The following is a 13,605-nucleotide window of genomic DNA, read 5'->3' as shown; positions in this document are numbered from 1 at the left end:
TGACTACGCGATCTGTCTAGCGGCGGGCGGTAGCCGTGTAGCGGCCCGCATTTTCCGAAACGTCCAACGCCAGTCCGAAGGTTTTGCTGAGATGCTCGTCCGTCAGGACTTCCTTGATGGGACCAGCAGCCACCACTCCGCCTTCGCGGAGCAGCATGGCATGCGTGAATCCGGGTGGCACTTCCTCAAGGTGATGAGTGACAAGGACCATCGCCGGCGCGGCTTCGTCGCTGGCGAGCTCACCGAGCTTGTGGACCAGTTCTTCGCGCCCGCCGAGGTCGAGGCCTGCGGCAGGCTCGTCCAGCAGCAGTAGTTCAGGATCGGTCATCAGCGCACGGGCAATCTGGACGCGCTTGCGCTCCCCCTCGGACAGCGTGGCAAAGGTGCGGTTCAACAACGGACCCATCCCCCAGTCGTTGAGCAATCCAAAGGCGCGGCGTTCGTCGTCGCGTTCGTATCCCTCACGCCAACGACCAGTGACGCCATAGGCTGCCGTGACCACGACGTTCAATACGTTCTCGTGTTCGGGAATCTGGGTAGCGAGTGCTGCCGACGAAAGGCCGATGCGGGGGCGGAGCTCAAAGACATCAACGCGCCCCAAAGTTTCGTCGAGGATCCCGGCCCTGCCGCTGCTTGGGTGCATGCGGGCGGCAGCTATCTGGAGCAGGGTGGTCTTACCGGCGCCGTTCGGTCCCAGGATGACCCAGCGTTCTCCTTCGTTGACTTCCCAGTCGACCTTGTCCAGCAGGGTCTTTTTGCCTCGGACAACGCTGACGGCAGCCAATTCCAGAACATCACTCATAGCAGTAGACACTAGGACAAAAATACGTGTGACTGATAACCGGCGTATCTCCTCGTTTACGAGGGGAAACGAATTCGGATGGATCTGGCGCCCTCAGTAGGATTGACGCCATGACTTCGAACTTGGCTGCAGTCAGCTACGGCGTGAATTTGTCCCCCGAATCACTGGAAAATGTGCTCAAAGTGCTGGCTGACGCCGGCGCCTTGGTGTCTTCGGAATCACAGGGCGGCGACGAGCGTTTCGGTGTGCACACGGCCGATCTTACGGTGGACGCCGACACGGAAGCAGGTCTTTTGACAGTGAGGCGGCTGGTGGCCGAAGCCGCCGAGGCAGGGGTGGACACAGCCATTGTCCCCGGGAGCCTGCGCCAAGCCCCCCGGAAGTTCCTGATCATGGATGTGGATTCAACCCTGATCCAGCAGGAGGTCATCGAGCTGCTGGCAGCTCACGCCGGTAAACGTGAGGAAGTCGCAGCCGTCACAGAGGCTGCCATGCGCGGTGAATTGGACTTCGCCCAGAGCTTGCACGCCCGCGTTGCCGTCCTCGCCGGGCTGCCTGCCGCCGTCGTTGATGATGTTCGCCAAGAGGTACGCCTTAGCCTGGGTGCGGCAGAACTGGTCGCCGCGTTCAAAGAGGCAGGGCATGTGGTTGCTGTTGTATCCGGTGGATTCAATCAAATTTTGGGGCCCATCGCTGAAGAACTCGGTTTGGACTACTGGATTGCCAATGAGCTCGAGATCGTCGACGGCGTGTTGACCGGTAAGGTTCTCGGCGCAGTTATCGATCGGGCTGCCAAAGAGAAGTACTTGCGTGAGTGGGCTTCTGCGGAAGGCATCAGTCTTGAGCACACTATTGCGGTGGGCGACGGCGCCAACGACCTGGACATGCTGAGTGCGGCCGGCCTCGGTGTCGCCTTCAATGCCAAACCGGCAGTCCGCGCGGTGGCCGACGCTGTCATCACGATGCCGTATCTTGACGCAGTGCGGCATATCGCCAACGTATGAGGCTAAGCGGCGCCGTTTGCGCGACGCCGCCGCTTAGCGTTACCTGACCTAAGCACCGGTGGAGATGCTCCACCGGTGCTTTAGTTTTGCCCGGAAGAGGCAGGCATGCACGGGAAACACGACAGCCGAAAAGAAGCAGTCAGCGTGAAACAGCTAAACGAATTTCGTGACGCAGAAAAGGCAACAATTTATCAAACTGTCATTCTTGTACGTAATGAAAAAGTACGTTCCGGCTAGTGCGTGGGTATTTTGCTTAGGTGCAGAAGTTGTTGTGTAAAGTAAAGATTTCTATCAATAACTCCGCATAGCAGGCGGCAGTCCGGAACGAGGGAAGTGCGGGGGCAGGAAGTGAGCCGTTCGGAGCGCACGTGGAAATGGTGGAAACGTGACTACGTATTCGAATCGACTGAATTTGACGAGGAAATGATGGATGAGCGTTTAACGCCCCTCCACGAGATCCTTCACGCGAATCACTACGACGTTCACGCCACCCGAACTGCCAACTTTACGGATACTGCCCGTGACACAACAGAACAGGAACATCCCGATATGAGCACTCTTGATGAAGCGATAAAGCAACTGCTGGCTATCGAAGGAGCCACCGGTGCGGCTGTGGTGGACTATTCCAGTGGAATGGCGTTGGCCCAAGGTGGAAGCCCGGGCTTCGACCTGGGCGTCGCCGCGGCAGGTAACTCGAATGTAGTGAGCGCCAAGTTGCGTACCATGTCCGAGCTGAACCTTGACGGTGACATTGAAGACATCCTCATTACGCTGGGCACCCAGTACCACCTCATCAACGTCCTGAATTCAAGCGGTTCCAAGGGGCTCTTCGTCTACCTTGTACTCGACCGCACCTACGCGAACCTGGCACTGGCCCGGCACAAGCTCAAAAACCTTGCCAAGGACATCACCATCTGATTTCCGAGGGAAGGCGAAGGGGACGGTGGTGCGTGCGCCACCGTCCCCTTCGTTGTCTTAACCGTGTGATCGTTCTTCGCAGAATGAAGAAGCAGCGTTAATTTCTCACGCGGCGTGCATCGCCGCCACCGGATTCAAACTTCACACCTAACATATGGTGTACCAAAACGTCCTCATTGGTGTTGGCGTTGGCCTCGATAGTCACGAGTTCGCCGTCGCGCATCACGCCCACCCGGTGGCACCAGCTAATCAGTTCAGACAAGTCGGAAGACAGCAGGACAATAGCGACACCTGTCTCGCTGAGCTCGCTCAGCATCTTGTACACCGTCTCTTTGGCGCCAATGTCAATGCCACGGCTGGGATGGCTTAGGATCAGCACGTCGCAGTCCGTGGCCATCCACTTGGCGAGTTGTACTTTTTGCCTATCCCCGCCTGAGAGGGTCGTGATGTTGCCGTGGATGTTCGTCGTGCTGATGCGCATGCGTCGAATGACATCAGTTACTCCACGGAGCTGGGAAATCTCGTCCCGTAGATTGGCTCCGTCCGCTTCCCGGACAGGCTGAATGCCGTCCACAATGCTCCCCGCTTCCCCGCACTCCCCGGCGGCATCGGACAAGTAACCGATTTTCAATCGCGAGGCATCCTGGACCCCTCGGATCCGGGCCGGCCGGCCGTGCAAAAGGATGTGTCCGGAAGTGCTGGGCCGAACTCCCGCAAGCGCTTCGACCAGCTCGTAAACACCTGACCGATGTGTTCCGACCAAGCCAAAAATCTCGCCCTTGGCCACGCTGAAGGTGACCTCCCGGACCTTGTCTTCCATACCGAGGTTCACCACACGCAAGGCCTCCTCACCGCCGGCCGGGTCAATTGGCCTGGCGCTGCCCTCAAGCTCCTGCTGAAGCAACAGGAATGCCAATTCGTCGACGTCGGTATGACTGGCTTCAAGTACTTTGTGCACCCGGCCTTCCCGCAGGACCGCTATGCGGTGTGCGATGGATCGGACCTCATCCAGACGATGGGTGATGTAGATGATTGCGCGCCCTTGCCTGACCAGCATGCGCAGCACCTGATGCAGGACGGCGACGTCGTGGTCCGGCAGCGACGCGGCAACCTCATCCATGATGACCAACTGGGCCTCTTCGGCAACCATCCTCAGCACTTCCACAAGGGCCTGCTCAGCACGAATCAGCGTTCCGACCTTCACGTCGGGATCCAAGTTGATGCCGATGTCCCGGATTAACTTGCTTGCCTGATCGCGGAGTTCGTGATGGGACTTACCTGCTTGGAAAGTACCTCGGAATATGGCGCTTGCGATGGTTAGTTGGGGATCGATCCGGAAGTTCTGAGGGATGAGACCAACCCCGCAGGCCTGCGCTTCCTCCATGGAGTCCGGCCCATACTTTTCTCCGGCCAGCGTCATCGTTCCGGCGTCGTGCCTATGGGATCCGGCCAAGACGCCCATTAGGGTGGTTTTTCCTGCACCGTTTGTGCCGATCAACCCCAGTATCTCGCCACGGTGTACCGAAAGTCCGACGCCTTTGAGGATGCGCCGATGATCGTAAGCGGCATGAATATCATCAGCGTGCAATAACAGGTCCAAAGAAAGCTCCTAACAAAAGGACAATAGCCGCCCCTGTGCGTCGACCGCGAAGTTTCCACTTGTTGTCTGAGTGGGTGTTTTGGCATAAAGCCGTCGTTTGGGTTCCGGCGGCCTGCTGACAAACAAGGACGCGGGCGCCTTGGAGAGTCAATCAGATAACTTCATTTAATGCAAAGCTAAAATCGAGAAACAGTAATCGCTATTTCATGACGCGAAAACCCGAACATTTAATGCAACTGTTATTTACAGACAGTAGAGCTTACTTAAGCAGCAGCGGCCCGGGACGTTGGTCCCGGGCCGCTGCTGATTTGCTGTGCCGGCTAGTCGGCAGTCTTGCCGAAGTAGTCTGCGCCGCCCACGTACTCGGTGTGACCGGATTCCACATCAGCGGTCACCATCTTGGCAACCTCGGCCGCGAACTCCTCCACGGAGTACAGCTTGCCGGCTTCCGCGCGACGGGCTTCAATGGCTCCCGGATTGGAGCGATCAAGCAAGGTGGCCGTCACGGTGCCCTCGATCATGTCGCCCGATACGACCACCAGGGAGATGCCCTTATCTGCAAGGTTGGGCAGGAGGGCGCGAAGTGCGTCCTCACCGGCGCGCTTGCTCTTGGCAACGGGCTCGTACTCGGGCATTGTGGGCACGGTTTCCACAAAGTGCGCCTGATGGCTGGTGACGAAAACCACGCGCGAACCCTCGGGCATGAGCGGAACGGCCGCGTTGAGCATGTTCACTTGGGCATCGCGGTTCAGCTTGAGTGCGTACCCTTCCTCCATCCCCGATTCCATGCCGCCGGAGGCATTGAGCACCAGGATATCGAGGGAACCGAACTCCTCCATGGCGGTGCTTGCCAGTGCGTGCACACCTTCGTCAGTGGTGAGGTCTGCCCCTACAGCAGCTGCGCGTCCGCCCGCTGCCTGGATCTCAGTCACGACCTTGTTGGCACGCGGCGCCTTCTGACGGTAGTTGACGACGACGGCGGCACCCTCACCTGCGAGGATCTTGGCAACTTCGGCGCCGATTCCCCGGGAAGACCCCGTGACGATGGCGGTCTTGTTATCCAGCGTTCCCATTCGTGCTCCTTTTGTTCACTTCATCCAAATTCCGTGGGCTCGGGTTCCATCATGCCAGCGGCACGAAGGAAATCCGTTGTTGGCCCCGGACAAAAAACAGCCGTGCAGGCTAGTTTTCTAGTGGCCCATCCCGAGGCCGCCATCAACTGGGATCACGGCGCCGGAGATGTACCCGGCTTCGTCGCTGGCAACCCAGCGCACCACGTTGGCCACTTCGGAGGCCTCGGCGAAGCGTCCCGCCGGAACATTGGCCAAGTAGGACTTCTGGGTGTCTTCGGGCAGTTCGGCCGTCATGTCCGTGTTGATGAAACCGGGCGCCACAACATTCGCAGTGATGCCGCGGCTCCCGAGTTCGCGGGTCAGGGAGCGTGCGATGCCCACCATGCCAGCCTTGGATGCGGAGTAGTTGATTTGGCCAGGCGCGCCGTAAAGGCCTGACACCGAGGAAATGAGTACAACGCGGCCTTTCCGCAGGCGGATCATGCCCTTGGACGCCCTCTTGATGACACGGAAGGCTCCGGTCAGGTTGGTGTCGAGGACTGACGTGAAGTCGTCCTCGCTCATTCGCAGGAGCAGCGTGTCCTTAGTGATTCCCGCGTTGGCTACCAGCACCTCCACAGGTCCGTGCGCCTCTTCGACGATCTTGAAGGCAGCGTCGATTGATGCCTCGTCCGTAACGTCGGCCTTGACGCCCAGGATGCCCTCAGGCAGTTCTGTTTCACTGCGGTAGGTGACAGCAACCTTGTCACCGTTGGCAAGGAATGACTCGGCGATGGCGAGGCCGATGCCCCGGTTGCCGCCGGTAATAAGGACGCTGCGGCCGGTGGATACTGCTTCAGACATGCGTTCGCTCCAGGTTCCGCGGCATTCGTTAGCCGCTGTGAAGGGGGATTTTCCTGATTCGATCCTATCCGCAGCCCGCTGCAACCCGCGGGTAACCGGCAACCAGCGCGGTTTGGGCGGGTACAGCCTTGGTGAGAGAATTGAGAGAGGCCTTTGGAGCGTGATGATTCAGTTGTGACACGAGAAGACAGTCCCCTGCAGCAAGTGCCCGGGGAACCGGACGCTGTTTCCAGCGACCCCGAAGTCCACAGCATCACGGATGCCGCCGCCGCACACTCCGAAGACATGCGTGACCGCATGATCAAGTATGCGGTGGCCATGGGTATCCGCATGGTCTGCATCATCCTAATTTTCGTGGTTGACGGCTGGTTCAAAATCATTGCCATCGCCGGTGCCGTGTTCCTGCCTTGGATCGCTGTGGTCATAGCCAATGGCAACGACAAGGCGGAGGACCATAGTGAGTCCCTGCTGGACTACGTGGACGTTCCTGAGATCGAACGTTCCCCGGAGCCGGACAAAGCTCCTGCGGACGCGCCTACAGTGCTTCAAGGAGAACTGGTGGATGACGAACCACCAAGCAAACAAGCTGGCCCCGCAACGGGCCATGCAAGCGAGGCCGGGTATCCCGGCGACGAACGGGCGGCTTCATGAATATCTTTAATCTTGGCGGCCCGGGTGCGGCCAGCCAGGAGTCCGAACGTGCCACAGGTCCGGCCTTGTGCTCCCGTAAGGGCTGCAGGGCTGACGCCCAGTGGCAACTCCTATGGAACAATCCCCGCATCCACACGCCGGATCGACGCAAGGTGTGGCTATCGTGCGGCGACCACCGGGACTGGCTGGAGGACTACCTGCAGACGCGTGGCCTGTGGAAAGAAACTGTGCCGTTCACGGCCGGTCAAGAAGCAGCAAACGGGGCCGGCTGAATGTATCGTTTCCTCTTCTCCAGCAAGTGGCTGGGATACTTCGTGCTGGCTGTTATCTTCGCCACCGCCTGCGTTTTCCTAGGCCGTTGGCAAATGGACCGCAGGGCGGAAACGCTGGCCGAGATTAATCGCGTGGTGAGCAACTACTCGGCAACGCCCATCCCCTATACGGAAATTAAGAACCAGTTCGACGCCCTGGACCCGGAGCGGGAATGGACCCAGGTTGAGTTGCGTGGAAGCTACGACGTCGATGGCCAGCGGGTTGTGCGCAACCGGCCGCTGAACGGCCAGCCCGGTTACGACGTCGTAGTTCCTTTTCGGCTGACCACAGGCGAAGCCGTGGTCATTGACAGGGGTTGGTTGCCGATCGGCAATAATACGCCAGGGCGTCCCGACGTCATTCCTGCTCCTCCCACCGGCGAAGTCACGGTGGTAGCGCGGCTTAAGCCCGCCGAACCCAAGCTGGATCGGGGTGCCGTGGACGGTCAGCTGGCCTCCATTGACCTCGCCGGATTTGCCGGGGAATTACCCTATCCCATCGCCACTGGTGCGTACGGGCAGCTGGCCAGCGAGGATCCCGCGGTGCAGCCGATGCCCACTCCCTTCCCTAAACCTGCCACCGAGGAAGGAACACACCTTTCCTACTCCTTACAGTGGTTCGCCTTTGGCGTCTTGATGTTTATCGGGTTCGGATACGCAGCGCGGCAACAAGCCCGGAACGCCGCCATCGATGCCGAAGAGGAAGAAGACGAACAAATCCTCGCCGCCGGTGGCACACCCAGGAAGCGCACCCCTGCCCCCCGAAAAAACAGGCGGCCCACGGCCGAAGAAGAGGAAGACGCCATCCTGGATGCCCAAGGCTACTGATTCAATCCCTGACGCCGTGCTCAACGTTAAGTCTGCGCTGACCACGGCCGGCGCCCAGGACACGGTTCGGATTTTCGAGGACAAAGTCCCGACAGCGGCCTCCGCTGCGTCGGTCCTGGGATGCGAGGTCGCTGCGATCACCAACAGCCTGATCTTCGAGCTTGACGGTGAACCCCTGCTGATCCTCGCCAGCGGAGCGGCGAGGGTGGACACGGGACTCGTCGCGGATCAACTGGGGACCGGCAGGATACGCCGCGCAAAGCCTGACTTCGTGCTGAAGCACACCGGCCAGGAAGTAGGCGGAGTCGCGCCAGTGGGCCACCCTCGGCCCATAAGGACTATCCTGGACACCTCGCTCCAAGAGCACCCGCTTCTCTGGGCCGGCGCGGGAGACCACAACTCGATGTTTTCCATCAGCTACGAAGAACTGAAAGTCATCACCAACGCCGAGGAACTTCACGTCCGTTAGTCGCCGCATCAAGCGCGGCGCCCAGCGGCCGGTGTCCGCTACGCCAGCGTAATAAGGTCCAGGTAGTCTTCGTTCCAGTGGTCTTCAACACCGTCCGGGAGCAACACAACGCGCTCCGGGTTCAACGCTGACACAGCACCTTCGTCGTGACTGACCATGACGACGGCGCCACTGTAGTTCTTGAGCGCACCCAGGATTTCGGCGCGGCTGGCGGGGTCCAGGTTGTTGGTGGGCTCGTCAAGGAGCAGCACATTTGCGCTGGACGCCACGATCGTGGCCAAGGCCAAGCGGGTCTTCTCGCCGCCGGAAAGGACGCCCGCGGGCTTGTCGACGTCGTCACCGGAGAACAGGAATGAACCCAGGATGCCGCGGACTTCGGCGTCTTTCATGTCCGGAGCTGAAGACCGCATATTCTCCAAGACCGTGCGGTCGACGTCGAGCGTCTCATGCTCCTGGGCGTAGTAACCCACCTTGAGGCCGTGCCCGGGGATGATGTCGCCGGTGTCAGGTTTATCGACGCCCGCCAGCATGCGCAGAAGGGTGGTCTTGCCGGCACCATTGAGGCCAAGGATGACCACCTTGGAACCGCGATCAATTGCCAGGTCAACGTCCGTGAAAATTTCCAACGAGCCATAGGACTTGCTCAGGCCCTCCGCGGTCAACGGGGTCTTGCCGCACGGAGAGGGATCCGGGAAACGCAACGCTGCCACGCGGTCGTTCTCGCGCACAGCCTCCAATCCACTCAGGAGCCTCTCGGCGCGCTTGGCCATGTTCTGGGCCGCCACGGCCTTGGTGGCCTTGGCGCGCATCTTGTTGGCTTGGTCAATCAGGACCTGAGCCTTCTTTTCGGCATTGGCTCGTTCGCGCTTCCGGGCGCGCTCATCCGTTTCGCGCTGGAGCAAGTAGCGCTTCCAGTCCATGTTGTAGAAGTCGATCTGGGCGCGGTTGGCATCCAACAGGAACACCTTGTTCACCGTTGCTTCCAGCAGGTCCGTGTCGTGGCTGATCACGATCAAGCCACCCTGGTGGTTCTTCAGGAAGTCGCGCAGCCAAGTAATGGAGTCGGCGTCAAGGTGGTTGGTGGGCTCGTCGAGGAGCAAGGTTTCCGCGTCCGAGTAAAGGATGCGCGCCAACTCGACACGGCGCCGCTGGCCACCTGAGAGGGTTTTCAACGGTTGGTTGAGGAGCCGGTCCGGCAGCGCGAGGTTGGAGGAGATCGCAGCGGCTTCGGCCTCCGCAGCGTAACCGCCACCGGAGAGGAATTCAGCTTCGAGGCGGTCATAGCGGTTCATGGCTTTGCGTTGCACCGCCGCATCGTCGCTTGCCATGTCCTCGTGGGCCTTCTTAAGTTTGCCCACCACGACATCCAAGCCACGGGCGGACAGGATGCGGTCGCGGGCAAGCTGCTCCATGTCCGGCGTCCGCGGGTCCTGCGGCAAGTAGCCGATCTCGCCGCTGCGGGTGACTTTGCCGCCTGCGGGAAGGCCTTCGCCGGCAAGGACCCGGGTGAGGGTTGTCTTGCCGGCGCCGTTACGTCCGACGAGACCAATCTTGTCCCCTTTGTCCACCCTGAAGTTGACCTGGTCCATGAGCAGGCGTGCGCCGGCGCGGAGTTCGAGGTCCTGGACGGTAATCAATTCGGGTGATGCCTTTCAATGGGGAACGCTCGCGGGGACCGGTGGGTCCGATAAGTGCGGCGGGGTGTGGCCGTGAGAACAGCCTGTTCAAGTCTACCGGTACCCCGGCCGCAGGTTGACATCGGGCTCCAAAGAGCAAAACTGTGCCAACGGTCAAACAATTCCCGAAAGCCTTTGTGGGAAGGCTCCAAAATCGCGGCCTCCTTCCGTCCGTACCCTCGTCATCAGGGGAAAAACTTTCATTGCACCGCACCCGATAGGACCGTCATGAGCCAGACACAACCTGACACTGCTGCCACCGCCAGGGCAACAGCGCAGCGCACCGCCTCGTCCCGCAAACGCTGGACCGCCACCGACCTCGGCCTCATTGCCGTTTTCGCTGCCCTCGTCGCCGCCTCCGCGATCGTTCCCGGCATTCCGGTAGGAGCCCTTGGTGTTCCCATCACCTTGGTGACCCTGACAGTGATGCTCAGCGGGCTGGTGCTGGGCGCTGGACGAGGTTTCGCCGCCGTCGGGCTCTATGTGTTGCTCGGCTTCGCCGGGCTGCCGATCTTCAGCGGCGGCCGCAGCGGACTGGGGATTCTCGCGACCCCCTCCGCCGGTTACATCATTGCGTTCCCCTTGGCCGCAGCGGCAACCGGCTACCTTGCAAGGGTTGTCATCCGTCGGACGGTTAAGTTCCGGGCGCTCTGGCTCTTTGCAGCGGCAATGGTCAGCAGCATCGTGGTCATCCACGCGCTGGGCATCCTTGGAATGATGGTCAACGCCAAGTTGGACTTCACCAAAGCTTTCCTCGCAGACCTCCCGTTCGTACCCGGTGACATCCTCAAGAACGTCCTGGCTGTGATCATTGCCATGGCGATTCACAAAGCTTTCCCGGACGTCCTGGTGCGTCGGGTCAAGTAAAGCAGGAACAATCAGTAGATGAACTTCATCAGTTTCAGCAGTGTCTCGGTGCGTGTCCCGGTTGATGAAAGCGACGTGCCCAAAACGTTGCTGCAGGACATCTCCCTGGACCTGACCGAGCGCAGGATCGGAGTGATCGGCGCCAACGGTTCCGGGAAATCCACCCTGCTCCGTCTCCTGAACGGTCTGGTTGAACCGAGCGTTGGATCTGTTGTTGTCCACGGCGATGACACAGTTGCCGACGTCAGACGCGTCCGCCGCAATGTGGGCTTCGTCTTCACCGATCCCCTGTCCCAGTTAGTGATGCCTACGGGGAGGGAAGATGTTGAGCTTTCCCTGCGCCGTTCCATCAAAAACTCCAAGGAGCGGGCAGCGCGGGCAGAATCAGTCCTGGATCGTTTTGGCTTGCTGCACCTTGCCGATCAAAGCATCTACGAACTTTCCGGTGGTGAAAGGCAGTTGTTGGCACTGGCTGCAGTCCTTGCCGTTAATCCGGCAGTGCTGGTCCTTGACGAACCGTCCACCCTCCTGGACCTCCGGAACCGTGAACTCCTACGGCGTACCCTAGGCGAACTGGACCAGCAGGTAATCTTGTCCACGCACGATCTCGACCTCGCGCTCGACATGGACCGGGTGCTGGTGGTGGAGTCCGGACGAATCGTGTTCGACGGCGGTGCTGCCGACGGCGTCGCACGTTACCGTGCGCTGTGCGCGGCTGCCCTGTCCAGCGGCTCCATAGGCGATGTTTCGAGGTGAGGGGCCATGGATACCTCCTTGCGAATTACGTTCGCGGAAACTCGATCATCCACCGCACTCCCCTATGGTTGAAATTCCTTGTTGTGGCCGCCTGTGGAACGGCGTCTTTCCTCATTGTGGATTGGACCGTTTCCCTTGTGGTCTTCGCAATCATGTGCGGCATGTTCATCCTCACCGGAGCTGGATTACGGCGACTTCTGAGGGCCATCTGGATGGTGGCGCCCATCCTGCTGGTCATCGGCCTCTTCCAGTGGTGGCAACTCGGCGGAACCACCGCCGCCCGCATCGTGCTGAATGTGCTTGTCTGTGTGGTGGCAGCGTCCGTGCTGACAGCCACCACCCCCGTGCAGGAGCTGCTGGATGGCGTGGCGGCGCTGGCAAAACCGTTCCGGCGTTTCGGCGCCGATCCTGAACGCTTCGCTTTGACCATCGCAGTAATGCTCAGGAGCATTCCATTCATTGCGGGCACTTTCTCCGATGTGCGGGACTCCGCGCGGGCACGTGGCCTTGAACGCAATCCCCGAGCGCTGATCCTCCCCGTCTTCATCACTACTGTGGCGTACGCCCGTCAAACCGGCGACGCGTTGGCAGCCCGCGGGCTGGGCGAGCCGGAAAGGGACTAAAGCCTGCTGTACTGCATCAGCGCAGCAGTTCCCATGCCGCCTGCAATGCTGATCATTGCCAACGCCAACGGGCTCTCTCCATCCGTTGCATATCGTCTGCGTGCCTGGGCCATCAATCGTGTTACCAAGACCGCCCCCGAGGCGCCGTAGCCGTGGCCCAAAGCCAAGGCGCCGCCGTCGAGGTTGGCTCGCTCGGGATCTATGCCTAAGTAATCCAGGCATGCAATCGTTTGGGAGGCGAACGCCTCGTTGAACTCAATCAGGTCAAGGTCTCCTGCGGCCACTTCGTGCCGGTTGAGGAGCCGTTCGGCGGCGTGGGCGGCTCCGATACCAAGGAGTTCCGGATCAACGCCGGCGGTGTCACACCCCAATACCAGCAATCCGTCCACGGCTCCCATCTCGCGGGCCCGCTCGAGTGAGGTGATGACCACGGCAGAGGCTGCGTCTGCATCGAAGCAGGAGTTCGCCGCCGTGACCGTTCCACCCGGGACGAACGCAGCCGGGAACCTCGACATCAGGGACGCCCGCAAGGTAGCCCGGGGGCCGTCGTCGGAATCCACCAGCTTTTCGTTGCTCTTGAGCGGGACGATCTCATCCGCAAAAGAGCCCGCGCTTGCAGCTTCAAGCGCGCGGCGATGGCTTCGGAGTGCGTACCCGTCCTGTTTCTCCCGGGTCACGCCAAACGCGCGGGCCACGTTCTCTGCAGCGACACCCATGTCGGGGTCACCGAACTGTGGAGGCACAAAGCTGGCCCTCGAGTAAAACTCGAGTTCGCCGTCGTCGGTTCTGTTGGCCCGGGCCGGTGCGGTACTGATGCTCTCAACGCCGCCGGCAAGATATAGCGAAGTACCCCCGGCAGCCACGAGCCGTGACGCCAGCGCAATGGCGTCCAGGCCTGAACCGCACTGCCGGTCAACGGTAAGGCCCGGTACTGTGACGGGTAGGCTGGCCTGGAGTGCGGCAAAGCGGGCCACATTACCGCCGCCGCCCACGGCGTTTCCGATGATGACATCATCAACATCCGCAGGGTCCGCATCTATTTTCTGCAGAAGGGCACCCAGCACGGGCGCCAGGAGATCCGGCGCACGCAGATGCTTCAGTTGCCCGTTGGCACGACAAATCGGAGACCGGAGCGCGGCGATGATTACTGGTTGCCGGGATTCATTGGATCCGTGGTGCACCAT

The 13,605-nt window shown here is 60.5% G+C and carries 15 protein-coding genes; 9 read left to right on the top strand and 6 right to left on the bottom strand.

The window, feature by feature from the left end; translation table 11 throughout:
* Window positions 1-16 precede the first annotated feature (16 nt).
* Window positions 17-802, bottom strand: a complete 786-nt coding sequence (locus A477_RS0121455; protein ID WP_026005832.1) for an ABC transporter ATP-binding protein — start codon at window positions 800-802, stop codon at window positions 17-19.
* A gap of 110 nt (window positions 803-912) precedes the next feature.
* Here A477_RS0121455 and serB point away from each other — a divergent pair, with 110 nt between their 5' ends.
* Window positions 913-1,806, top strand: coding sequence for a phosphoserine phosphatase SerB (gene serB, locus A477_RS0121450; protein WP_017200902.1), 894 nt, complete (start codon window positions 913-915; stop codon window positions 1,804-1,806).
* Window positions 1,807-2,355: 549 nt separating this feature from the next.
* Window positions 2,356-2,724 (top strand): hypothetical protein, encoded by a 369-nt coding sequence (locus tag A477_RS0121445; protein WP_026005831.1) that lies wholly within the window; start codon window positions 2,356-2,358, stop codon window positions 2,722-2,724.
* A 97-nt stretch (window positions 2,725-2,821) separates the two neighbouring features.
* Here A477_RS0121445 and A477_RS0121440 read toward each other — a convergent pair whose 3' ends face one another.
* The 3 genes from A477_RS0121440 to A477_RS0121430 all read right to left on the bottom strand — a co-directional run bounded on the left by A477_RS0121440 (window position 2,822) and on the right by A477_RS0121430 (window position 6,240).
* Window positions 2,822-4,312, bottom strand: coding sequence for a sugar ABC transporter ATP-binding protein (locus A477_RS0121440; protein ID WP_237715856.1), 1,491 nt, complete (start codon window positions 4,310-4,312; stop codon window positions 2,822-2,824).
* A 332-nt stretch (window positions 4,313-4,644) separates the two neighbouring features.
* On the bottom strand, window positions 4,645-5,397 hold the full coding sequence (locus A477_RS0121435) for an SDR family oxidoreductase (protein ID WP_017200899.1): 753 nt from the start codon (window positions 5,395-5,397) through the stop codon (window positions 4,645-4,647).
* 117 nt (window positions 5,398-5,514) lie between these two features.
* Window positions 5,515-6,240 (bottom strand): beta-ketoacyl-ACP reductase, encoded by a 726-nt coding sequence (locus A477_RS0121430; RefSeq protein ID WP_026005830.1) that lies wholly within the window; start codon window positions 6,238-6,240, stop codon window positions 5,515-5,517.
* 153 nt (window positions 6,241-6,393) lie between these two features.
* Between A477_RS0121430 and A477_RS0121425 the strand changes: the two genes are divergently transcribed.
* From A477_RS0121425 to A477_RS0121410, 4 genes are read left to right on the top strand one after another with little or no spacing between them, the layout of a single operon-like run.
* On the top strand, window positions 6,394-6,891 hold the full coding sequence (locus A477_RS0121425) for a DUF3099 domain-containing protein (protein WP_017200897.1): 498 nt from the start codon (window positions 6,394-6,396) through the stop codon (window positions 6,889-6,891).
* Window positions 6,888-7,163: a hypothetical protein gene (locus A477_RS0121420; protein ID WP_017200896.1), complete on the top strand. Its 276-nt coding sequence runs from the start codon at window positions 6,888-6,890 to the stop codon at window positions 7,161-7,163. The genes A477_RS0121425 and A477_RS0121420 overlap by 4 nt, the downstream gene beginning before the upstream one ends.
* On the top strand, window positions 7,164-8,030 hold the full coding sequence (locus tag A477_RS0121415) for an SURF1 family cytochrome oxidase biogenesis protein (RefSeq protein WP_017200895.1): 867 nt from the start codon (window positions 7,164-7,166) through the stop codon (window positions 8,028-8,030).
* Entirely contained in the window at window positions 8,014-8,499 is a 486-nt protein-coding gene (locus A477_RS0121410; protein WP_017200894.1) for a YbaK/EbsC family protein, read from the top strand. Before A477_RS0121415 ends, A477_RS0121410 begins: the two co-directional genes overlap by 17 nt.
* Before the next feature lie 38 nt (window positions 8,500-8,537).
* Here the strand turns inward: A477_RS0121410 and A477_RS0121405 are convergent, their stop codons facing one another.
* Window positions 8,538-10,136, bottom strand: coding sequence for an ABC-F family ATP-binding cassette domain-containing protein (locus A477_RS0121405; protein WP_011774803.1), 1,599 nt, complete (start codon window positions 10,134-10,136; stop codon window positions 8,538-8,540).
* Between the two features lie 267 nt (window positions 10,137-10,403).
* Here A477_RS0121405 and A477_RS0121400 point away from each other — a divergent pair, with 267 nt between their 5' ends.
* The 3 genes from A477_RS0121400 to A477_RS0121390 are packed head-to-tail and all read left to right on the top strand — an operon-like array spanning window position 10,404 to window position 12,421.
* Window positions 10,404-11,042 carry a biotin transporter BioY gene (locus A477_RS0121400; protein WP_017200893.1) on the top strand — a complete coding sequence of 213 codons (639 nt, stop codon included), beginning with the start codon at window positions 10,404-10,406 and terminating at the stop codon, window positions 11,040-11,042.
* An 18-nt stretch (window positions 11,043-11,060) separates the two neighbouring features.
* Window positions 11,061-11,798 carry an energy-coupling factor ABC transporter ATP-binding protein gene (locus A477_RS0121395; protein ID WP_017200892.1) on the top strand — a complete coding sequence of 246 codons (738 nt, stop codon included), beginning with the start codon at window positions 11,061-11,063 and terminating at the stop codon, window positions 11,796-11,798.
* Window positions 11,795-12,421: an energy-coupling factor transporter transmembrane component T family protein gene (locus A477_RS0121390; RefSeq protein ID WP_017200891.1), complete on the top strand. Its 627-nt coding sequence runs from the start codon at window positions 11,795-11,797 to the stop codon at window positions 12,419-12,421. Before A477_RS0121395 ends, A477_RS0121390 begins: the two co-directional genes overlap by 4 nt.
* Here the strand turns inward: A477_RS0121390 and A477_RS0121385 are convergent.
* Entirely contained in the window at window positions 12,418-13,605 is a 1,188-nt protein-coding gene (locus tag A477_RS0121385) for a thiolase family protein (protein ID WP_026005829.1), read from the bottom strand. The genes A477_RS0121390 and A477_RS0121385 overlap by 4 nt on opposite strands.

The sequence above is a fragment of the Arthrobacter sp. M2012083 genome, from assembly GCF_000281065.1.
Lineage (GTDB): Bacteria > Actinomycetota > Actinomycetes > Actinomycetales > Micrococcaceae > Arthrobacter.
This window is presented reverse-complemented; position numbering and strand designations above follow the sequence as displayed.

Coding starts and splice junctions, on each gene's coding strand:
- A477_RS0121455 (WP_026005832.1), bottom strand. CDS start 802: ATGAGTGATGTTCTGGAATTGGCTGCCGTCAGCGTTGTCCGAGGCAAA.
- A477_RS0121435 (WP_017200899.1), bottom strand. CDS start 5,397: ATGGGAACGCTGGATAACAAGACCGCCATCGTCACGGGGTCTTCCCGG.
- serB (WP_017200902.1), top strand. CDS start 913: ATGACTTCGAACTTGGCTGCAGTCAGCTACGGCGTGAATTTGTCCCCC.
- A477_RS0121415 (WP_017200895.1), top strand. CDS start 7,164: ATGTATCGTTTCCTCTTCTCCAGCAAGTGGCTGGGATACTTCGTGCTG.
- A477_RS0121410 (WP_017200894.1), top strand. CDS start 8,014: ATGCCCAAGGCTACTGATTCAATCCCTGACGCCGTGCTCAACGTTAAG.
- A477_RS0121430 (WP_026005830.1), bottom strand. CDS start 6,240: ATGTCTGAAGCAGTATCCACCGGCCGCAGCGTCCTTATTACCGGCGGC.
- A477_RS0121395 (WP_017200892.1), top strand. CDS start 11,061: ATGAACTTCATCAGTTTCAGCAGTGTCTCGGTGCGTGTCCCGGTTGAT.
- A477_RS0121385 (WP_026005829.1), bottom strand. CDS start 13,605: ATGGTGCACCACGGATCCAATGAATCCCGGCAACCAGTAATCATCGCC.
- A477_RS0121445 (WP_026005831.1), top strand. CDS start 2,356: ATGAGCACTCTTGATGAAGCGATAAAGCAACTGCTGGCTATCGAAGGA.
- A477_RS0121420 (WP_017200896.1), top strand. CDS start 6,888: ATGAATATCTTTAATCTTGGCGGCCCGGGTGCGGCCAGCCAGGAGTCC.
- A477_RS0121400 (WP_017200893.1), top strand. CDS start 10,404: ATGAGCCAGACACAACCTGACACTGCTGCCACCGCCAGGGCAACAGCG.